Annotated in this window: 22 protein-coding genes and 1 pseudogene; 14 read left to right on the top strand and 9 right to left on the bottom strand. The window is 38.4% G+C overall.

Features of this window, described 5'->3' with window-relative positions:
* Nucleotides 1-313: 313 nt before the first annotated feature.
* From WMZ97_RS09860 to WMZ97_RS09835, 6 genes are all read right to left on the bottom strand, one after another.
* Nucleotides 314-940 carry a YdcF family protein gene (locus tag WMZ97_RS09860; RefSeq protein WP_343271917.1) on the bottom strand — a complete coding sequence of 209 codons (627 nt, stop codon included), beginning with the start codon at nt 938-940 and terminating at the stop codon, nt 314-316.
* Nucleotides 941-1,096: 156 nt separating this feature from the next.
* Nucleotides 1,097-1,693 carry a class I SAM-dependent methyltransferase gene (locus WMZ97_RS09855; protein ID WP_343271916.1) on the bottom strand — a complete coding sequence of 199 codons (597 nt, stop codon included), beginning with the start codon at nt 1,691-1,693 and terminating at the stop codon, nt 1,097-1,099.
* Nucleotides 1,694-1,851: 158 nt separating this feature from the next.
* Nucleotides 1,852-2,043, bottom strand: coding sequence for a DUF6366 family protein (locus WMZ97_RS09850; RefSeq protein WP_343271915.1), 192 nt, complete (start codon nt 2,041-2,043; stop codon nt 1,852-1,854).
* A 253-nt stretch (nt 2,044-2,296) separates the two neighbouring features.
* Nucleotides 2,297-2,767 (bottom strand): peptide-methionine (S)-S-oxide reductase, encoded by a 471-nt coding sequence (locus tag WMZ97_RS09845; protein ID WP_343271914.1) that lies wholly within the window; start codon nt 2,765-2,767, stop codon nt 2,297-2,299.
* Between the two features lie 96 nt (nt 2,768-2,863).
* Complete coding sequence (locus WMZ97_RS09840) at nt 2,864-3,388, bottom strand: hypothetical protein (protein ID WP_343271913.1); 525 nt, start codon at nt 3,386-3,388, stop codon at nt 2,864-2,866.
* Nucleotides 3,389-3,504: 116 nt separating this feature from the next.
* Nucleotides 3,505-3,858, bottom strand: a complete 354-nt coding sequence (locus WMZ97_RS09835) for a VOC family protein (protein ID WP_343271912.1) — start codon at nt 3,856-3,858, stop codon at nt 3,505-3,507.
* A gap of 191 nt (nt 3,859-4,049) precedes the next feature.
* Here WMZ97_RS09835 and WMZ97_RS09830 point away from each other — a divergent pair, with 191 nt between their 5' ends.
* The 9 genes and pseudogenes from WMZ97_RS09830 (at nt 4,050) to WMZ97_RS09790 (ending at nt 10,078) form a co-directional block, all read left to right on the top strand.
* Nucleotides 4,050-4,373: a PadR family transcriptional regulator gene (locus tag WMZ97_RS09830; RefSeq protein WP_343271911.1), complete on the top strand. Its 324-nt coding sequence runs from the start codon at nt 4,050-4,052 to the stop codon at nt 4,371-4,373.
* The gene (locus WMZ97_RS09825) at nt 4,370-5,233 is read left to right on the top strand and encodes a permease prefix domain 1-containing protein (RefSeq protein WP_343271910.1); all 864 of its coding nucleotides are present in this window, start codon (nt 4,370-4,372) and stop codon (nt 5,231-5,233) included. The genes WMZ97_RS09830 and WMZ97_RS09825 overlap by 4 nt, the downstream gene beginning before the upstream one ends.
* 26 nt (nt 5,234-5,259) lie before the next feature.
* Complete coding sequence (locus WMZ97_RS09820; protein WP_343271909.1) at nt 5,260-6,276, top strand: TolB family protein; 1,017 nt, start codon at nt 5,260-5,262, stop codon at nt 6,274-6,276.
* A gap of 7 nt (nt 6,277-6,283) precedes the next feature.
* Nucleotides 6,284-6,583, top strand: a complete 300-nt coding sequence (locus WMZ97_RS09815) for a hypothetical protein (RefSeq protein WP_343271908.1) — start codon at nt 6,284-6,286, stop codon at nt 6,581-6,583.
* A gap of 25 nt (nt 6,584-6,608) precedes the next feature.
* On the top strand, nt 6,609-6,878 hold the full coding sequence (locus tag WMZ97_RS09810) for a YesK family protein (protein ID WP_343271907.1): 270 nt from the start codon (nt 6,609-6,611) through the stop codon (nt 6,876-6,878).
* A gap of 446 nt (nt 6,879-7,324) precedes the next feature.
* Complete coding sequence (locus tag WMZ97_RS09805) at nt 7,325-7,795, top strand: hypothetical protein (RefSeq protein ID WP_343271906.1); 471 nt, start codon at nt 7,325-7,327, stop codon at nt 7,793-7,795.
* 361 nt (nt 7,796-8,156) lie between these two features.
* Nucleotides 8,157-8,363, top strand: a pseudogene (locus WMZ97_RS09800) (helix-turn-helix transcriptional regulator); the annotation flags it as partial.
* A 48-nt stretch (nt 8,364-8,411) separates the two neighbouring features.
* Nucleotides 8,412-8,945: a hypothetical protein gene (locus WMZ97_RS09795; RefSeq protein WP_343272046.1), complete on the top strand. Its 534-nt coding sequence runs from the start codon at nt 8,412-8,414 to the stop codon at nt 8,943-8,945.
* A 407-nt stretch (nt 8,946-9,352) separates the two neighbouring features.
* The gene (locus WMZ97_RS09790) at nt 9,353-10,078 is read left to right on the top strand and encodes a ZIP family metal transporter (RefSeq protein WP_343271905.1); all 726 of its coding nucleotides are present in this window, start codon (nt 9,353-9,355) and stop codon (nt 10,076-10,078) included.
* Between the two features lie 376 nt (nt 10,079-10,454).
* On the opposite strand, the gene WMZ97_RS09785 is transcribed toward WMZ97_RS09790, so the two are convergent.
* Both WMZ97_RS09785 and yfkAB read right to left on the bottom strand, forming a co-directional pair.
* Complete coding sequence (locus tag WMZ97_RS09785; RefSeq protein WP_343271904.1) at nt 10,455-12,188, bottom strand: ABC transporter ATP-binding protein; 1,734 nt, start codon at nt 12,186-12,188, stop codon at nt 10,455-10,457.
* A gap of 934 nt (nt 12,189-13,122) precedes the next feature.
* Nucleotides 13,123-14,259, bottom strand: coding sequence for a radical SAM/CxCxxxxC motif protein YfkAB (gene yfkAB, locus WMZ97_RS09780; protein WP_343271903.1), 1,137 nt, complete (start codon nt 14,257-14,259; stop codon nt 13,123-13,125).
* A 365-nt stretch (nt 14,260-14,624) separates the two neighbouring features.
* On the opposite strand from yfkAB, the gene WMZ97_RS09775 reads away from it, so the two are divergent.
* The 3 genes from WMZ97_RS09775 (at nt 14,625) to WMZ97_RS09765 (ending at nt 16,451) form a co-directional block, all read left to right on the top strand.
* Nucleotides 14,625-15,296 (top strand): HAD family hydrolase, encoded by a 672-nt coding sequence (locus tag WMZ97_RS09775; protein ID WP_343271902.1) that lies wholly within the window; start codon nt 14,625-14,627, stop codon nt 15,294-15,296.
* A 27-nt stretch (nt 15,297-15,323) separates the two neighbouring features.
* Nucleotides 15,324-15,578 carry a hypothetical protein gene (locus tag WMZ97_RS09770; protein WP_343271901.1) on the top strand — a complete coding sequence of 85 codons (255 nt, stop codon included), beginning with the start codon at nt 15,324-15,326 and terminating at the stop codon, nt 15,576-15,578.
* A 327-nt stretch (nt 15,579-15,905) separates the two neighbouring features.
* Nucleotides 15,906-16,451, top strand: coding sequence for a helix-turn-helix domain-containing protein (locus WMZ97_RS09765; RefSeq protein ID WP_343271900.1), 546 nt, complete (start codon nt 15,906-15,908; stop codon nt 16,449-16,451).
* Nucleotides 16,452-16,545: 94 nt separating this feature from the next.
* Here the strand turns inward: WMZ97_RS09765 and WMZ97_RS09760 are convergent, their stop codons facing one another.
* Nucleotides 16,546-17,436, bottom strand: coding sequence for a hydroxymethylglutaryl-CoA lyase (locus tag WMZ97_RS09760; RefSeq protein ID WP_343271899.1), 891 nt, complete (start codon nt 17,434-17,436; stop codon nt 16,546-16,548).
* 273 nt (nt 17,437-17,709) lie between these two features.
* On the opposite strand from WMZ97_RS09760, the gene WMZ97_RS09755 reads away from it, so the two are divergent.
* Both WMZ97_RS09755 and WMZ97_RS09750 read left to right on the top strand, forming a co-directional pair.
* Nucleotides 17,710-18,681, top strand: a complete 972-nt coding sequence (locus tag WMZ97_RS09755) for an SMP-30/gluconolactonase/LRE family protein (protein ID WP_343271898.1) — start codon at nt 17,710-17,712, stop codon at nt 18,679-18,681.
* A gap of 75 nt (nt 18,682-18,756) precedes the next feature.
* Nucleotides 18,757-20,052: a hydroxymethylglutaryl-CoA reductase, degradative gene (locus tag WMZ97_RS09750; RefSeq protein ID WP_343271897.1), complete on the top strand. Its 1,296-nt coding sequence runs from the start codon at nt 18,757-18,759 to the stop codon at nt 20,050-20,052.
* Nucleotides 20,053-20,147 lie beyond the last annotated feature (95 nt).

Raw genomic sequence — 20,147 nt, 5'->3', positions numbered from 1 at the left:
TTCAGATCTTCATTATCATGAATCTGTGTTGGACAACTTGATGAAAAAGGCAGTCAAAAATTACAACAATCAAAATAACCAACTTCAGGAAGCTTAACAATAAATAAAAATGGACAAGAGTTCTAATAGAAACACACTAACCAAAAAGGACAAAGATTGATCTTGTGCTTTTATGTTTTTGAAATTACCTAAATTATCATTTAGCGCTCATTATCTTGGCCTCATTTATTGGTAACGGAACTGCAGCAGTGGGCGCACTTTTTATATGCTCTATTGCGGCAATGTGTTTTGTAATGGATGAATGCTTCCTATATCATATTTTCTGGATGTCTCCTTTTTTACCATAATGATCTATTCGTAAGTATTCTCCCCAAATTCTTTTTCTACCTGTTTCCGTTTCCATCCAGTTCGTTCGCGTGATCGTATGCCCGTTATAGGCAGCGTTAAACGTGTATGGTATAAAATGAATACCAGAAGGCAAATGTTTTGCCAGGGTTCGGTATTGACGTCCCGTTACGTGACTTTTACACACAAATAATAAATTGGTTACTTGATTAAAGTCATATACTTCTTTCGCATATAAGACGTTCTCTAACGTATTAGTCGATTTTTTTTCATATGTAATGATATTTTCAGGTATGCCTGCTGCTAATAAGTAAGATATGATAACATCGGCTTCTGTGACATCTTTGTATTTCCAATCTGGATGAGAGTTCCCTGTTTGACTTCTTCCCCCTGTCACAATGATAGTATCTACAAGCCCTTTTTTATATGCCTCAATTGATTTTTCCCAATGTCCAGGATGCGTACCGCTAAAGACGAACAAAGTATCACATTTCTTAAGTTCAATTTCTTTTCCAAAAACGAGAGTAGTTAAGCAGTCAATCTCGTAATCATTTAATGATGGTAACACTGGTTCCTTAGGTATCATTGGCTTCATTATTTTGTTTCTCCTAAAATCCCGTTAAAGGGTTATTTCGTTAATGGCCTAAATCTGTAATTGTTTATAATTCAGATAAGTGCCCTATAGTTGAAAAGTAAGATTAAATTATTTGCTTGCCAAAATAGTAAATTCCCAAGGTATGTTTTCGTCATGCTATCCCCGATGTTCATCGAATTTCTGTAACTTGAAACCGGACGTAATTACAGAATTCATAAGTTCACTAAGTGTATAATGCCTAATCAAAACACTTGGGAAATCTTGTTGATCTTCTTTATTAAAAAATTGTTTGTAGGCTAGATCTTCATTATGCAATTCCTTATCGAAGTAAACAGGAGTATAGTTAAAATCGGAACTTATACACTTTCCTAACGGATGATAATCACTTAGAATCATTCTTCCTCCCCATTTTAAAATTAAAAAAAGAATATCCATAAACTTACCAATATCGTTGAAATAGTGTAAGATACCACCTTCGAGATAAAGAATATCAAAATTCCCTGTGTATTTTTGAATGTTAATGTCATAAATATCGCCGATTACGTAATCTATAAAGGTGTTTGCGTATTTTGCCATCTCTAAAGCATATTTCCTGTTTTCTTCTGATAAATCAAACACTGTTACATCTGCGCCTAATAAAGATAATGGAATAGCTTTCCGTCCGTTTGAACCACATATATTTGCGATTTTCATTCCCCTGATATTTTTAAAATAATGTTGGTGTTTCTTTAGATGGCCTTTAGGATCTTTCAAAATTTTTTAGCCTTTTCTTCCGGGGAGCTATCTCTTTTTTCCCAGAACTCATACGCCGATATTCCCAAGCCTTTTTATTAATAATACTTTGATCGTTCATTGGAATGTCCCCACCTTTGTAAGGTCGATATATTTTGATGATTCAATAATATGTCTCATTAGCGAAAGAAAACGGTATATACTATAAAACACATAATGAGAATAAGAATTACTATTCCGAAGCTCTTCCAGCCTAAGCCGCCGACTAGATCAGGAAGGCCACTACCATGAATACTACTAGAAGGATTTTTCAATTCATCCTGCCGCATTCTTTCTCTTTTTTCTTCTGGTATTTCATTATCTCTATCCATTTTTTTACCCCCAAAAGTTATATGGCTAAGTCAATAAAATGGCCCAATTTAGTCACAATGCTTGTTCAACAACTGCCCGATTATGGTAGGTAGATATTCCAACGTAATTGTTAGCTCATTCACCTACATATGGAAACTCCTGACCTCCTTTTAAGCATCGATAGTTACCACTAGCGGCCTTGTTTTTCAACGCAGTTGCTCCAACCGATTGTTCAATAAAGCAATAGATAGTTTCTAAAATAATATAAAGATCTTACTTATATTTACTTACGATTTCTTCAGGTATATGACAATAATCATTTGGGCATCTAGTTAACCTATCCTGATGTTCTTCTGCACTTTTTACATAGTTTGTAAGAGGTAATACTTCCACAACTATAAGGTCATAATCATTTCTCTCACGAAGAAACGCCTTCGCTTCTTTTAAGTGTTCGGGATTTTCACTATATACCCCTGTTCTGTATTTCTCGCCAATATCCTGCCCTTGTTTATTCAAACTGTATGGATCAATGATTTCGAATAAATATCCCATTAATTCTCTTATCGTTACAACCGTCGGATCAAATTCTGTTTTTACACATTCGGCGTATCCATCATATTCACCCTTAAGTGTATGACTTGTTCCATTAGCTCTTCCTGCTTCTGTAAACGTAACTCCAGGTAACGTTTTTATAAAGGCTTGTACTCCCCATAAACATCCACCTGCTAAATATACTGCCTCCATATTGATTCCCCTTTTTGTTTAGAACACCAGAAATTATATTATTAGTCAATGAAAGAACAACCTCGTATATTCATTAACTTTCTATCCAGACGCTTACTATATAACGTGATTTTTACTCTTTAAAATTCTATTCTCCTTAGTATGTCTGTTTAAAAAAATATAGCTACTTAAAATGATACAGATTAGCAGTGTCAAATGAAACATAGTGTGAAGCGTATTCGGTACGATTCCGTTCATGACAGGCAGGAATGAATGTGTATCCCCAAACATATTATGGAACCTTTCTATTTTTTCCTCTGTTCCAGTCCCAAAAAGATACGGAATCCACCATGACATGATTGCCCCCAACAGAATAAACGAGGGATGAACGAGTAGCCAAATCTTTACTAAAAGGGGATATCTTTTCCCTATAAATAAGAGCACTCCTCCTAATATAAGTATTATTTGAACGGTGCCAATTAGGGTTGTAACGATTATTTCATGGAACGACTCTACTGAAGCAATAGCCTCAATATCATTTAATGTCCCCAAGGGAACTAAATCTTGCACAATCATAAACAGCAATATAACACTATATCCCAAAACTAACATCTTCTCAGATAGACGAATATTTCGTTTCATACACGAATCTCCAATCCATTAAAATATCCATTCAATACAAATCAGTCTGTGTAATGGCTCCATGGATTTGTAAAGTGTGCAAGAATGATTCTTTATAGCGTCCGGTAGCTTAATATTTAACATTCGCAGATCATTAAAACATTTCCATCCGGGTCTTTGAAATTAAAATAATGATTGTGTTCAATTCCTGTAAGCAAATGAATACCCTTATTACTCATAAAATGAAAAGCTTCTTCAATGTTTTTCGTATTGAAATGGAAGGCTGGTGTTTTAAATATTCTATCCTCTGAATAAATTTTGCTATCTAACACAATCCCCGTACTTTCCATAGGTATTACGTAAAGATGACCAAACTGAACTTCTCCATCTGTTTTTAATCCTAATATATTACAGTACCAATCTCTTGCTTTCTCTATATTTTTAACGGGGATAAATACTGTTCCTATCTCTTTTAATATGGGGCTATCCATAAAAGACACCTCTTTATTTTTTAATTTATAAATACCACGGTTAGTTAACAACTGTTTATATAACTATAACATCAAAAACCATAAACAATCAAAATATTCCCTAAAATAAAAGTGGTAAGGATGAAATTCTTCTATACCTTGTAATACGATGCACATCGTATTACAATAACTAAAAAGGGAGGCTCATCAAAATGGATCGGGAAATTATGAAAGGAAGCATCGATATTTTATTGCTGAACCTGCTGTCGGGCAAAGATATGTATGGCTACGAAATGGTGAAAGAGCTGAAAGAAAAGAGTGAGCAGCTATACAGTATGAGTGAGGGGACATTGTATCCAGCGCTAAAGCGAATGGAAAAAAAGGATTGGCTGTGTTCGTATTGGTCGGAAACGGAAAATGGACGAAGAAAGTATTATCGACTCACCGATGACGGAAGTGATATCTTAGAGCAAAAGTTGAAAGAATGGAATAATGTCCATAGCCTCATTACAAAAACATCAGGCGGTTTATCATGAATCGGACGGAAAAATATATCCAGCGTGTCCTTGAACAAATGCAAAGCCCACCCGATGAGCGCGAGGAGATGCGGGAAGAAATTCAACTACATTTGGAAGAAGCAAAAGAACGCTACGTGAACGAAGGACTTTCAGAAAGGCAAGCAGAAAAGCAGGCATTGGCCGATTTTGGGAAACCGAATAAAATCGGGCAGGAACTGCAGGAATCGATGTATCCGTATCAGCGCGGGTTGTTATATGCGATTGGGTTTGCGATGATTTTCTTTGGGGTTATCTTTTACCTGAATGAAACGTTTTTGCTGCATGAATCAGTCACGGGATGGCTGGCGATTCAGTTGTTCATGGGGACCATGGTTACGCTGGCGGCACTAAATATCGGGTTTGTTGGAAAATATTTTTACCTGCTTAATCTGTTAATCATGGTTTCGATTGCCTTGAGTGGCTTTGATTTGATGATGATGGAAACCCTCCCAATGGGGCAAAGCATATTTTTTGGTATTTATCTTGTTTCCTTAATCATTTGCAGTTTCATTTTTGTATTCCGAAACTCCTATTATTCGACTGGTAAGATGGAAAATAAGCAGCACAATTCAGTATTGGTCAAATTTAGCTATGTCATGAATTTATTATTCGGAGTAATGGTGATTGGAATCGGTTTATTTTTTATGTGGGCACTCGCTATTTTTGCTGGCCTAAGTCCGATTACATTTTTGCCGCTGCTTTCCATTATCGTCTGGCTCATTTTTTTGAAATTCCAGATGGGGTTTGTTGCGAAAAAACCGATGGTATCACTCGCAACGGGATTGTTGTTTTCAGCAGTAGCAGTCGTTTTACCATATATGATTCTTTTATTGCGATAGCCTGTGGAAAGAGAGGAGGTTTCGTGTTGTCTTTAAAAATGAAAAATTTGACGTTGATCACTAGTATGGTTATGTTGTTCCTTTTGTTATGGGGGGCAAGCTATTTTGCAGAACCGGCCAAAGGAACGTCTGGATTTGCTGAAAATCCTGACGTATCACCAGATGACGAAGAACTTGTTTTTTCGTATTATGATGATGGGGATGCTGCATTGTATACTGCTTCATTGGATGATGGCATGGCAACGTTATTAGCCGATCCGGAAGAAGGGGAATCCTATATCCGTCCTTCGTTTTCTCCTGATGGTGAGAAAGTTGCTTTTATTAAACAGTGGGAAGAGGAAGAGAAGCCATATGGGGAACTGATGATAGTTGACCGGACAACGGATGGCAAAGTAGTAGAACTGACAAATGGTGATAATTTGGTTACGGAGGCCGTCTTTTCATCGGACGGAAAGGATATTTATTTTACAATGGCTGGCGTATATAAAAATTATTCACCGATTGCTTCGGAGCGTCCGCATGATTTTGATATTTACCGCATGAATGTGCAAACAAAAGAGATCGAACAAATAACACACAGAAAGGCGTATGACATATCAGGTCTGGCAGCAGTTCCAAATGGCGAGCAAATCATGTATCAGAGCAATGATTCCATTGTATTTTATTCACCTGATGACGGCATACGATCAACGCTCGTACCTACAGGAGAATCTGCCCCTAAGGAACCGATCTTGTCATCTCCTGCGTTGTCATCAGATGGAAAGCGAGTTGTTTTTTCCGGCGTGGCCAATAAGGATGCGCATGGAACGTTTGTATATGAGGGTTTCCAGATGGATGTGGACACAGGGCGCGCGGAGCAGGTAACGTCTTTTCATGAACATGTTGCAGATGCGATGTATTTTAACCATCGAAATGCCTTGCTTGTGACCATTGACAAAAAGTTTGCCCAAAGTAATGATCCAGAATACAGTTATTGGCTGGTTGACTTGGATAACGAGAAGCGGAAGCGTTTAGGGATTACACTTCCGGATGATCAGGAGTGATGTGCTTGTGGAGGTGAGGGGGATACATAGAAAGTTTCGTACGGCTTCGATGTGGTTTATCGTATTTGGTTCCCTGCTGCTTGGTATTAATTGGACAGTACTACATTATTCAGAGCCGATTGCAATCGTTGGATATCTGCTTGTATGCATTGGTATCGTTCTGGCTTTTATTGCGATTTTTCGGGGAGAGCAAGGGAAAATATTTATTATGGGCATGGTCTTATATTTGATTTTCATCCTATGTGTGACGCTGTTAAAGCCTTTTGAACTTGTTCAATTAGTAGGTTGGTTGAAGCGAATCATTTAATAGATCTTAGAAAGGATGATTCGATATGAATAGTTCAAACGTACAGGAATGGCTTCCGTTGATTCTTGCAGGAATTATTGCGGCAGCTGTGATTGTTGTATTGGCGAGATTTATTCATAAAGCTGTACTTTATGCAATCACTACATTTGCGAGTTTATTGTGCATCGCGGCTGTTTTTATAAGTGTTTCACTTGTCGGTGGCTGGGAAGGGATGGGGATTGGTCTTTTTGCTGTTGCTGTTTATCTTGGGCTAATCGTTGGGACAGTTGGTAGTATGTTTGTGAGGAAAAGATAACGACTTTTTATAGAGAAGTGTATGATGAAGCGAATTATCTTATTTTCCTTGCTTGTGATTAACGCTATATACATCGTAAGTTTTCTATTCAATCTTGGCAGTTTGACATTAAATAACGTTTGGCTCGTCTTTTTGGTTATCAGTCTATGTATATCGGTCTTTTACTTTGCACATTTCAGAAGAATGCTGATGTTAATTTTTATTTATCGATTGTAGTCATCATTGTAACTATTGGTTGGTTAGGGTCATATGTTTTTTGTCTTATATATCTAATCTGATGGGGTAGAGAAATTGATGCGAAATGAGAATGTTTATTTGGAATTGTTTTAATGCTAATGTTGGTGCTTAATAAATAAAGGTTTGAGCAAACGGAAGAATACCATCAATTGATTATTCCATTCAGCGCCTGCTTATTTTAAACGGAGAGCTGATCAAAGAGGTGTGTCATGAAATTATATTTAAAAATATTTACAGGATTGCTTTTGGCTTTAACACTAACAGGATGTATAGGTGAAGATTATGATGTTGGTGTTCCAATTGCTCTTTTATACTTTGAAAATATTACGATGCCTGTGCAATTAACAGAAGCAAATATCAGTTGGAGCTCATCAAGTGGAGATGTAGAAAAAACAAAAGACGATATTCAAAGATTCGGATTATCACAAGATGAGCTGAAGGTTTCTCCTAACGAAAAAGCGTTCTTAAACTTTGAAGAGAACGAAGAAAATGGCGGAGATATTTGGACAGATCCAAAAATAACAGTTGCATTATTGAAAGATGAACAACGCGTCGAAATCGAAATGAATGATTCTAGAGAATTTCGATTTCCGATTGAAAAAGGGCATTATGTTTTAGCGGTTAAATTTATAAGTTCAGCGGGCACTGCACAATACGTGGGAAATATCTTGATTCAATAATATTATCAAGTTCATGCTACTAGTCGGTTTACAGAGTTATTTCAGAAATGCCAATAATTATATTGTTTGGGGGCCGCACTTATGGTAACGATGTTTTTTGCTAAGGAACCATTGCCATTATACCGACAAAACGTTTGTTGCACCAGAGTTTTTTATAATCCTGGTTATTTGGGGGATAGGAGCAATATTGGCATTTATCCTGTCTTTTAAGGATTCCAAAATATCTTTTGTATATATCTTTTCTATTCATGTGGGGGTCTCTTCCTGCAGGTTTTGTGATTGGGATGTACTTGGCTCAGTAGTTGAAAATAGTTGTTGTATTTTTTACATGTCAGGGAGAACACCAGTTTAAATTATTGCAATGTTCAGTTCACTTATCCACCGTATTTTCCAGAAACTTATTGGGAAGTCAGTTGCTGATTATATAAGGGAACGTCGGATAACCCAAGCAGCCAAGGAGTTAATAACGTCCGATCGCAGGGTGATTGACATTGCTTTGCATTATCGTTTTGGTTCACAGGAAGCGTTTACGAGGGCTTTTAAGAAAGTATATGATATGGCACCAGGACGTTATCGGAAATTGCTTAGAAAATTAATTTACAAAGGGGAGTCTATTGTGGTTACAAAAAATGAAGCACCTGCTGGTTGGCTGATGACAGGAGAAACACCATCGGATTATGAAACGGGTTTAGACAATACCGTTGTGCATAGCGGTAATTACGCGGCATATTTGCGGTCAAAAGATGAAAAAGCCCGAGGCTTTGCGACATTGATGCAACAAATTAAATCAGATCGTTATCGGGGAGAGCGAATTCAACTTTCTGCATTTGTTAAAAGTATGGATGTTAATGGCTCGGCCGGTTTATGGATGCGGATCGATCATTCTTCCGGAGAGGTGCTTGCGTTTGATAATATGATGAATCGGCCGATTAAAGGAACGAACCAATGGAATCATTATAGTGTCGTATTGGATGTTCCGGTAAAAAGTGATGTGATTTCGTTCGGAATATTATTAAATGGTCATGGTCACATTTGGATGGATGAACTTAGATTTGAAATGGTAGATGAAAGTGTTCCAGTAACACAACAAGATCCAGCGGAAGGTTTATCCGATGAACCTGTCAATCTTAACTTTGAAGGTAACGACTGAAAGTGATAGTTTTTTCGTTATTTAGTATGGTAGCAGACGATAGAGTAGGAGGTTTTACATGGAGAGGCGGGCATGATAATCTCATCGGCGTGAGCCAATATCCCTTTTATTATTGGAGGTTTGGCTCGTTGAACATGTCCGCAGAGGCTTCATGTTAAACTGATTACTATATAGCGAGGAGCCTCTTAGCTTGCCCAATTAGGATTAAGCAGCGTGAAGTTCAACAGCTTGATAGCTTATCTCATTACTGCGTCCGAGTGCGGAACTAGATCGATCCGTTAAAAGTTAATCAGCTACGACTTCATCTTACTAGTACAAAAAGAAAAGACATGAAATTCACTTTACTAGGATGCATGTTCATCAAATGAAAACATAGGATGAACTAATACGATTGCTGGAGGATTCTCATGTCTTTGTTGCCTATTATTCTTTCTTCTCTTTGTACAGGCCTAGGAGCTCTACCCGTGCTGTTCATAAAAAATGTTTCCCATAAAGGCAAGGATGTCCTGCTGGCGTATACAGCTGGGATCATGGTTGCAGCCTCGGCTTATGGGTTAATCCCATCTGCTATGAAATTATCAAATCTTACGGTGTTGGTTATTGGGGTATTAATTGGAACGCTGGTATTGACCGCATTGGAAAGTCTTATTCCACATACAGATCTGGACAATTCCGAACACCCGGATGATCATTCAAGTATTATTATATTATTTTTAATCGCGATGTCACTGCATAATTTGCCTGAAGGTCTGTCAGTGGGAATAAGTAATGCAGACAGTGACCAAAATTTGGGGCTGCTTGTATCTTTTGCGATCGGTCTGCAAAATGTACCAGACGGATTTTTGGTGGCACTTTTTTTAATAACACAAAATGTTAGTCGGCTAAAGGCAATCTTGTTAGCCGTCTTCACAGGGATGATTGAATTGTTTGCTGGATTAATCGGGGTGTTTTTTGGTGAATCCTTTGCATATATTATTCCTTATGGTCTTGCTTTTGCAGCGGGTTCCATGCTCTTTGTTGTTTATAAGGAATTAATCCCTGAAAGTCATGGGGATGGACATGAGCGGGCGTCAACGTGGGCGTTTATAGTTGGATTTCTATCGATGGTTATCTTGACGGAATGGTTTCGATAAATATTTTAAAATTACATAGAATCGTTTTTGGTACTGCCGATGACTTGATTAAAAAAACTAGTATGTAAACCGCAAATATTAGTTGTAAGTGCGATGGATGCTAAATATAGAAAACGTGGTATTGCCTTCTGCGTTAATGGAAAAACAACATCAATATTTAAGGGAGAAGGGTATAATGTGGTTCAAATAAACACAATGAATAAATGGCACAACTACGATAAGGATGGTAAGGTGGGGTCATTCACGTTCTTTATCGTTTATCATTGCAGACATAAATAAGGCTCCTCTCAATAATTCTTTTGCGAGGAGCATAGTTAGAAATTACTTTAATACCAAATTATGCGCTTCGTTTGCTGGCTATGGGGACTTTCCCTGCTTACGTCAATTGCTGGTCGGCAAATTTGCGGTATAGTGCATGTGATTGTGTCAACTCTTGGTGTGTCCCGCTTCCGGTCACCTTTCCTTTTTCGATAAAAATAATTTTGTCCGCATGAACAATGGTTGATAGACGGTGGGCGATGACAAAAGTTGTTCGCCCTTCCATTAACCGTGTTAAGGCTCGCTGAACGACACTTTCTGATTGACTGTCAAGACTTGCGGTGGCTTCATCCATCATAAGAATTTTTGGATCCCGCAAAAAAGCGCGTGCGATGGCGATCCGTTGCCTTTGTCCGCCGGAAAGTTTTACGCCACGTTCGCCAACTTCCGTATCCAATCCGTGGGGAAATGTACGAATAAATTGATCGGCATAAGCCATTTTAGCTACTTCCCATAGCTGTTCATCCGGTATCTCTTCCCAATTCTGTAAACCATAGCACAAATTCTCTCGTATTGTTCCAGCCATCATAGCACTATCCTGAGAAACATAACCAATTTGACTGCGCCATGATTTTGTCGATAAATCCTTAATCGGTGTGTTGCCAATTTTTATTTCACCGGAGGAGGGTTCATAAAAACGTTCCAGTAAGCCGAACGTGGTTGTTTTACCACCACCGCTTGGGCCTGCAAAGGCAACCATTTCACCAGGCTGCGCTACAAAGGAAACATCTTTTAAAACGGCCTCATCTTCATCGTAGGAAAATGATACATGATTAACGTGTACCGGTTTATTTGAGACATCAATATCCAACCCACCTTGTCCTTCTTCCAATGGGATCTCTAATATCTCGATAATCCGTTCTGTTGCTCCTTTTGCCTTTTGTAATTGCGTGAAAAACATAGCAAATGAAGTAATTGGCATAATGATTTGAAAAAGATAAAGCAGGAAAGCAACAAGAGATCCTGTTGACATGGTCCCGTTGGCAACACGTAAGCCGCCATAGGCGATGATCATGACAATGACGAGCATGATTACAAGTTGCATCAATGGCGCAATTAATGCTAATATTTTTGCCTCTTTCAACCCAAATCCGAGTAACTTTTCAATACCGGATAATCCTTTTGTTTCCTCATTTTTTTCTGCATTAGAAGATTTCATCAAGCGCATTTCACTAAGCGTCTGTTGAACATGCCCCGTGAAAATAGCTGTTTGATCCTGTAGACCACGAGATATCTTTGCCATTTGACGACCAAGCGGAATCATTATAGCGATCGTAATCGGAACAGCGAGCAGCATGACTATTGTCATTTTCCAGTCCATAATCAATAAAAATGTAACGGCACCAATGATGGAAATGATGCCTGTAATAAACTGTGGGAAATGCTCAGAAATTAAATCTTTTACGATATTCGTATCATTTACAACCCGGCTTACGGTTTCGCCGCTGGACGTTTTATCAAAATAACGGATAGGTAAGCGGATAAGCTTCACCCACATATTTTCTCGTAGTTTGGCTACGATTTTTTGTCCAACTGCGGTGAGAAGGTAAGTAGAAACGCCACTGACAACAGCTTGAATGATGAATGCAGCAACAATCGCAATGATGAGAGGGACGCTCAATGATGATACAGAGAAGCCATCGACTAAATTCTTGGTTAATAATGGGACGACAAGCCCAGCAAGTGTTGTAAACACACTCGCAATCAGACCGAAAGATAGTGCCAGCTTCGGAATATTTGTCGATAAAATAAGTGAAAAGAACGGTTTAAGCCCCTTTTGTTTAGTGTTCATACTGTGTAACTCCTTCGTTGGAGAAGAGTTCCCCAAATGTAATTCTTGTTTATAATTATAATATAGTGACAAGTGAATATTACCTTGATCTGGAGTAAATTGAATCGCATTGTTTAGCAGATTCATCCAAACCTGATCCAGTAATTTTTTATTTTAATACTATCTGCGTCATCCAGCAAAAGATACATTTTTATATGTTAGCCATCCCTTGTGGATCCGCGATAGAACGATGTGTCCACAGCTGTTTATCTAGCCGATAATGTTTTGTATCGAATACATGATGTTCTGATTCCAAGTAGATTAATTTGAGTTGAGGATCAGACCAACACGTTTGCTGATGTGTGAATATCGTCAACGACTAATTTTTGTCAATTTTACTCAGTCCCTTTTTCGTAATTGTTACTATTAGCATACAACAATTATAAATCATGCACGAATTTGGTACTTAGATGTTCACATGTTGCAAGGGAAGCACCTCCTTCCATCAACATAAAACAGCATATACCATTATTATGAACTGAATATGAACTCTGCATTAATTCCCAGAAAGTCATGGGGATAGACGTGATCGGGTGTCGACGTGGGCGTTTATCCCGCCTTAACGGGAAGTAAGACCCCCACTTCAAGATTTTGAGGGGGCAACTAAAAAAGATAAGTGGGGGTCAACTGCATGACAAAGGTCCGATTCTGTTCTTAGCCTGCACGATGTAGGTCACAAAGGCGTTGCAACTCAGACGCCTGAGAACTTAGCCTTTGTTCCTCTATTCAGTGGGGAGAAAGGGAAACCCCTACTGAATGAAGTTTCACTTTATATTTTTTTCGCAAAACGAGGGATCTCTTTTGATCTATTCTTCTTCAAAAGAGACCCCAGTTGTTTTCTTAAAATATAAGTTCGCTAGAGTATGTTGACCTAAGCCTTCAAGGCAATGATGGCTTATGCATCTGACATCGTAATATTCGCTTGCCTTTCTCTAAAGTCCACATCTGGATAATATGTATTTTTCACTAACAGGTTTGGCCCAAGACATTTCACTGCTGGGCAGTGGCAATTTAAACGTTGAGCAGTGCTTGATGCCATCCAGCGATTGTATGCATCGGGTAATGATGTGTTCTGAATGTTACCGAGTGAAGGTTCATCATCGCCAAAGTCTGTCACAATGATTTCCCCGGTAAAAATATTGACATTCAGTCGTGAACGACCATCCGGATCATTACGGACACTGACATTTTGTTCGCGGTACAGACGTTTGAGTAAATCCAGATCTTCCTTTGACGAGCTGCAAGGGTAAAAAGGCAATGTTCCGAACATCATCCAAACGTCCGCATTACGATAATCAAGCAGCCGCTCGATTCCATCCCGAATATCGGGGAGCGACAAGGTTTCCAGTTGACTGGCAAAGTCTACCGGATACATGGGGTGAATTTCATGGCGCGAACACCCCATTTCCAATACGTGATCATGAATACGTTCCAAATATGGGAATGTACGCTTGTTTAACATTGTCTCAGCAGATACCATCACACCTTCACTGGACAACTTTTTAGCATTTTCTACCATACGGTTAAAAAACATTTTGCGATTTTCTACGGAAGGTTTTCGTTCCATATTGGCAAATCCAGTTTCTGCAAATTCATCAGCCGTCCCCCAATTATGAGAAATATGCAGGACATCCAGATAGGGAACAATGGATTCGTATCTGTCGTACGGTAACGTTAAATTGGAGTTGATTTGTGTTTTTACGCCACGGTTATGGGCGTATTGCAATAAGGGGAGAACATGGTTTCGAATGGATTTTTTGTTCATCATTGGCTCTCCGCCTGTTATACTTAATGTACGCAGATGCGGGATTTCGTCCAAGCGTTTTAACATAAGATCCATCGGCAGCGATTCCGGATCCAGCTGTTGCAATGTATAGCCAACAGCACAATGTGCACACCGCATATTGCACATGGTTGTGGTTGTAAATTCAATGTTGGATAATACCATCTTTCCGAGTTCTTCTACATCCATATAGGCTTCCCATGGGTCATTCATGGGCGACATACGCTGTAATTTTGTTTGTAATGTCATTATGTTAACCTTCCTTTCTTGATTTTCTTGCTAATCATATGTATGTCATATTTCCTTCATTCCATTATTCGTTGTCAGGTGCTTGGACTATTGTAATGATACGGCAATAAAGGGGAAAATTCCACTCTGTTTTTTAAGAAGACAAACTCCCTATAATTGATGAACGGCATCTCCTCCATTCTTAAGGTGAAACTAAAAAAGATAAGCGGGAGTTAACTACATGATAAAGATCCGATTTTATATGGACTGCAGGGTGCATTTTCACTTTATTTGTGTTGCATAGATACACGCATTTTGGAATAATGGTTACCAACAGTTGAGCTTTCATAATGGTACCTGATTCAAAGGAAAAGGGCTGAATACGCATGATAAAAGCTGTCATATTTGATTTAGACGGAACCTTGTTACATCGGGACGAGTCCGTAAAAATCTTCATTAACAAGCAATATGATCGTCTACATAAATGGATGAATCATATCCCGAAAGATAAATATATAACAAGATTTATTGAACTGGATGATGGGGGATATGTTTGGAAGGACAGGGTTTACCAACAGCTAGTGAGGGATTTTGATATTAGGGGATTGACCTGGGAAGCATTGCTTCAGGATTATATGCAACAATTTCAGAATAGCTGTGTCCCTTTCCCGAACCTGTTTCATATGTTAGAAAGATTGAAAAACAAAGGTCTTATTCTTGGTATGATTACAAATGGAAAAGGCCAGTTTCAAACGGACAATATCAGAGCGTTGGGGATTGAAAAATATTTTGACACTATTCTTATATCTGAATGGGCGGGAATAAAAAAGCCCGATCCTCGGATATTTGAAAAAGCATTCGATTATCTCCATGTTTTACCGTCCGAAAGTATATTCATTGGTGATCACCCGGAAAAAGACGTCAATGCTGCTAAACGGGTAGGGATGAATGGTGTATGGAAAAAAGATAATAAGTGGGGTGTGGTGCAAGCGGATTATATTGTTACGGATTTAAAGGAAATACCTTATATGGTAGATAAGCTAAACAATCAGGATTAAACGTAAAAATAACAGGAGGTATCAGCAATGAAAAAATATATGATTTTTGCCATTAGTTTTATCGTGCTTTTTTCAGTATTCCAAGTCTTATCTGGCATGTTTCTTACGTCTCTATACACTCCGGATATAGAAGACGCGTGGAATATGAGCGATAATTTGTCACAAGTAGTTGTCATGAAAGGAAGTTCCTTTTTTCCTGCATTACTTGTTCCCTTTCTTTCTGCAACGATTGCTTATTTTATCACGGAAAGACTTGCAAAGATAAACAATGAAAATAAATAAAAGCTGCCTTTTCCCCAGCTATTTAATTGAAATAAATTGTTAGGGCGAGGTATGGAAACACTTGTTATTACTTGCCGGAAAAAAGGAATTTCCAATGTTTTTTCAAGGGATCTGTTGTATAATAGACAGTGAAGCAGGATGCGGCGCACGTCCCATTACAAAAGGAAGGTGTCTGCATTACATCCCGGCAAAGAAAGGGATGAGTCCTGTGAAACCAAATGATAGAACATTAGAATTGATAACTTTGATTGCAACCCCTTTTGCGGAATGCGAGTTGAAATATGACATTTAATCAATAATTGTTTTAAAGGGGTGTTTAAAATTATATTGACTGGAATTGGAAAAAGAATTAAGCAAGCTAGATTAAATAAAGGATTGACACAACAACAATTAGCTGATATGTGCGGCTTTACTAAAGGTTTGATATCACAAATTGAAAATGGGAAGACTTCCTCGGCAGTTGCCACTTTATCTAAAATCGCTAAGAAATTGGAAGTCCCATTATCGTGGATGCTAGAGGATAGTCCACAAAATAAATTAACAATCTTACCTCGTGCCAATCGTATTCCAAGTATAGGTGATCAAAAAATGGGGTATGCCTTTGAAATGCTTGCCAATCGTTCTCCATATAGTAAAATAGAACCGCTACTTGTAAGTGTGCATCCCGATGAACCACCAAAAAGCACTTTTACGCACGATGAGGATGAGTTTATCTATGTAATAAATGGATCAATAGACCTTTGGTATGACGGGCAGACCCATCGCATTGGGGAGGGAGATAGTGCCTATTTTGAAGGATCCACTCCCCATGTTTTTTTACCGGTGAACAAAACGGAAGCGAAGGTGCTTTCAATATACGTTCAATCTTACTAGCCTTTCTGGTGAATGAATACTTAGAAGTTTAAATGGTCAATTCGAAGTATTCAAGCTAAGGTCATGAAAGAGCTATTTGCTTTCATGACGATAATTACAGGAGCTTATAGTTTTCACTATCGAGCTCTCGACTAATTTGTGGTTTCACAACATCGATAGCTTGTTTCAATTTTAAAAGATTGATGCCTGTATCAATTCCCATTTCATGAAGCATGTAAACCACATCTTCCGTGGCAACGTTCCCTGATGCTCCAACCGCAAATGGACAACCTCCCAAACCGCCTGCCGATGAATCGAAACGGTCGATTCCTGCTTGTAGGGCAGCCAAGATGTTGGCAAGAGCCATCCCCCTTGTATCATGGAAATGCCCGGAGATCAGTATGTTTTTTGGAATTTCCTTTTGTAACCTTTGAAATAAATAATAAACATCTTTCGGGTTTGCCATGCCAATCGTATCGGCGACAATAAGTTCATCTACCCCGTAATTCGTAAATTCCTTGCACAGATTAATCGTATCTTCGGAGTCAGTTTTTCCTTCATACGGACAGTAGAAGGCTGTCGAGATACCAGCCCGCACAAAGTACCCTTTTTCTTTTAACTCTGCTATTAGTGGTTTTAGTTCTTTCATACTTTCTGATGTAGACTTGTTGATATTTTTAATGTTAAACGTTGAGCTCACCCCAACGAAAACGACGGCGTTTTTACAATCAGTTTGATATAGTCGTTCTACTCCTTTCTTATTAGGGGTTAATATAAAATTCTTGCCGCCATCTTTCAAACATTTCGTTGCTACCTCTTCAGCGTCCTTCATTTGTGGTACCCATTTCGGAGAGACAAAGGATGTTAACTCCATTTCCTGAATGCCTGCTTGTTTCAAAGCTTTTATGAAAGCTACCTTCACGTCTGTTTCTACAATTTTATCCTCATTTTGTAAACCATCCCGGGGGCCAACCTCTATAATGGTTACTTGTTTTGGCAAATACATACTTAATTCCACCCTTTATAATGATGTTTGATTTAATCTATAAAGTTATAATGAAATTTTACAAACATTTTATTTTAGGAAATATAAAATTTATGTTTACTTTTAAAAAACTTTATCATATAATCTAAGTATAATCAAATTAAACAAAGTTTAGTGATGATATACAAAAAGGGGTGATCTTTTTCATATTGAGTTAATGATATCTCCACTACTACTTTCATTGTTTTTTATTCAATAGTTCACTAAGATTCAATAATGAAAGGGATGAATGAAATGAAAACGTATTCTCTACCCGCTCTATATTATGAAGGTGAATCAAAAAATGCAGTCCCTCTTTTATCTGGAGAAAGTCATTTACAAACTGTAACAGCAGAACCTTGGTTAAAAATATCTGATGAGGGTCTGCAACTTGAAGGATTGTGCTTTAATCGTGAAGGTGATCTTTTTTTGCTTGAGGTCTTTGGGGGACAAGTATTCAGAGTGGATCTGCCCGAAAAAAAGGTTGCAAATGTCTTTAAGTCAAAAAAATCACATCCCGCTGCAGTTAAAATTCATAAGAACGGTCGGTTGTTTTTGTGCTATTTAGGTGATTTCTCAAGTACTGGTGGTATATTTTCAGTCGATTCGGATGGATCAAACATGGAAAACATTGTCCCGGATTCTACGGAATACTGTATAGATGATTTAGTATTTGACAGTAAAGGTGGGTTTTATTTTACAGATTTCAGAGGGTATTCTACCGACCTAAAAGGCGGTGTATATTATGTCTCCCCAGATTTCAAAACCGTTACACCGATTATACAAAATATGGCGGTTGCCAATGGCGTGGCGCTCAGTACAGATGAGAAGATACTTTGGGTCACAGAGACAAATGCAAACCGTCTACACCGAATTGAATTAATGGATGACGGTGTCACAATCGCCCCATTCGGAGCTTCTATACCTTATTATTTCACCGGTCATGAAGGTCCAGATTCATGTTGCATTGATAGTGATGATAATCTTTATGTCGCAATGTATGGTCAGGGAAGAGTGCTCGTTTTTAATAAAAGCGGTTATCCAATAGGACAAATCTTAATACCTGGTCGAGACAAGGGCCATATGTTGAGGTCAACGCATCCGGCATTTATCCCAGGTACAAACGAGTTAATTATATGCTCAAATGATATTGATTCTGGTGGAGGGTCTTGGCTGTATACGTGTAAAGGTTTTGCAAAAGGACATTTAAGCTATCAGTTTCAATGAAACATGATTTTATAAAAACAATTCTAAATGAAAATATGGAGATAATTATTTACTATCTAGAGGAGGAAATATAAAATGCCTGTATCAAATTCACGACTTGAAGGATTTTACAAAAAAACCATAACTGAACGACTCAATAATATTGCTGACCTTACTAGTATAGACAATTCAGAACTTGAAAAACTCGAATCAGGCAACGGGTTAAGTTCAGAAAAAGCAGATCGGATGATTGAAAATGTTGTTGGTAAATTTAATCTACCACTAGGGATTGCAACGAATTTTGTTATAAATAATAAAGATTATATTATTCCCATGGCTGTTGAAGAGCCTTCTGTTGTTGCCGCTGCTAGTAACATGGGGAAATTAACTCGAGAACATGGTGGATTTACGACATCCTATAGCGGTTCACTTATGATGGCTCAAATCCACGTTACTGACATTAAAGATGCTTTTGGGGCACGATTAGCAGTATACCAACATAAGGAAGAACTACTGCAAAAGGCAAATGAATTTGATAAAACATTGGTATCTCTTGGAGGTGGAGCTAAGGACCTTGAAATCCGTGTCCTTGAAGATACGAAAATGGGACAAGTCCTTACCATTCACCTTATCGTAGATGTTCTTGATGCGATGGGAGCTAATACAATAAATACAATGGCAGAGAAGCTAGCTCCAAGGATTGAACAAATCACGAAAGGAAATGTAATACTGCGAATTATAACGAACCTAGCCGATCGTAGGCTTGCACGTGCTAGTGTAACTGTTCCTGCTAAAGCTTTGGAAATGGACGGGTTTTCGGGTGATGAGGTTGCAGACGGGATTGTACGCGCATATCAGATTGCCGACGCTGATCCATATCGGGCGGCAACTCATAACAAAGGCATTATGAATGGGATTGATCCTGTTGTGGTTGCAACAGGCAACGATTGGCGTGCTATTGAAGCAGGTGCACATGCGTATGCTGCACGTAATGGAAGATACCGTTCGATGACTACATGGGAAAGGAACGTATCCGGAGATTTAGTTGGGACATTGGAATTGCCTATGGCTGTCGGTATCGTAGGCGGAGCCACTAAAACGCATCCTATGGCACAATTGTCATTACAAATTTTAGGAATTGACTCAGCGCAAGATTTGGCTGAAATTATTGTTGCAGTAGGATTGGCACAAAATATGGCTGGGCTGAAAGTTCTGGCGACAGAAGGTGTCCAGCGGGGGCATATGGAGTTACATGCACGAAATATTGCAGAACAGGCTGGAGTTCCAGCTGATGTAGTTGAGTGGGTCATTTCAGAAATGGTATCAAAAAAGGATGTTCGTACCGATAAAGCAAAAGAGTTAATTCAGGAATGGAACAAACAAAACAACTAACAAAAATTTAAATACCCCATTGAATATAAATTTCAACGATATTGAAATGGCATTTTCGAACATTGGTAGTTTTGTGGTATTGATTATGGTAAGCA

It is taken from the genome of Lentibacillus songyuanensis (assembly GCF_039548255.1).
Taxonomy (GTDB): Bacteria; Bacillota; Bacilli; order Bacillales; family Amphibacillaceae; genus Lentibacillus_C; species Lentibacillus_C songyuanensis.
This window is presented reverse-complemented; position numbering and strand designations above follow the sequence as displayed.

Bases quoted from the DNA above. Each gene is read 5' to 3' on its own strand.
- WMZ97_RS09860 (WP_343271917.1), bottom strand. From the start codon at position 940: ATGAAGCCAATGATACCTAAGGAACCAGTGTTACCATCATTAAATGAT.
- WMZ97_RS09850 (WP_343271915.1), bottom strand. From the start codon at position 2,043: ATGGATAGAGATAATGAAATACCAGAAGAAAAAAGAGAAAGAATGCGG.
- WMZ97_RS09845 (WP_343271914.1), bottom strand. From the start codon at position 2,767: ATGGAGGCAGTATATTTAGCAGGTGGATGTTTATGGGGAGTACAAGCC.
- WMZ97_RS09840 (WP_343271913.1), bottom strand. From the start codon at position 3,388: ATGAAACGAAATATTCGTCTATCTGAGAAGATGTTAGTTTTGGGATAT.
- WMZ97_RS09835 (WP_343271912.1), bottom strand. From the start codon at position 3,858: ATGGATAGCCCCATATTAAAAGAGATAGGAACAGTATTTATCCCCGTT.
- WMZ97_RS09830 (WP_343271911.1), top strand. From the start codon at position 4,050: ATGGATCGGGAAATTATGAAAGGAAGCATCGATATTTTATTGCTGAAC.
- WMZ97_RS09825 (WP_343271910.1), top strand. From the start codon at position 4,370: ATGAATCGGACGGAAAAATATATCCAGCGTGTCCTTGAACAAATGCAA.
- WMZ97_RS09810 (WP_343271907.1), top strand. From the start codon at position 6,609: ATGAATAGTTCAAACGTACAGGAATGGCTTCCGTTGATTCTTGCAGGA.
- WMZ97_RS09805 (WP_343271906.1), top strand. From the start codon at position 7,325: ATGAAATTATATTTAAAAATATTTACAGGATTGCTTTTGGCTTTAACA.
- WMZ97_RS09790 (WP_343271905.1), top strand. From the start codon at position 9,353: ATGTCTTTGTTGCCTATTATTCTTTCTTCTCTTTGTACAGGCCTAGGA.
- WMZ97_RS09785 (WP_343271904.1), bottom strand. From the start codon at position 12,188: ATGAACACTAAACAAAAGGGGCTTAAACCGTTCTTTTCACTTATTTTA.
- yfkAB (WP_343271903.1), bottom strand. From the start codon at position 14,259: ATGACATTACAAACAAAATTACAGCGTATGTCGCCCATGAATGACCCA.
- WMZ97_RS09775 (WP_343271902.1), top strand. From the start codon at position 14,625: ATGATAAAAGCTGTCATATTTGATTTAGACGGAACCTTGTTACATCGG.
- WMZ97_RS09770 (WP_343271901.1), top strand. From the start codon at position 15,324: ATGAAAAAATATATGATTTTTGCCATTAGTTTTATCGTGCTTTTTTCA.
- WMZ97_RS09760 (WP_343271899.1), bottom strand. From the start codon at position 17,436: ATGTATTTGCCAAAACAAGTAACCATTATAGAGGTTGGCCCCCGGGAT.
- WMZ97_RS09755 (WP_343271898.1), top strand. From the start codon at position 17,710: ATGAAAACGTATTCTCTACCCGCTCTATATTATGAAGGTGAATCAAAA.
- WMZ97_RS09750 (WP_343271897.1), top strand. From the start codon at position 18,757: ATGCCTGTATCAAATTCACGACTTGAAGGATTTTACAAAAAAACCATA.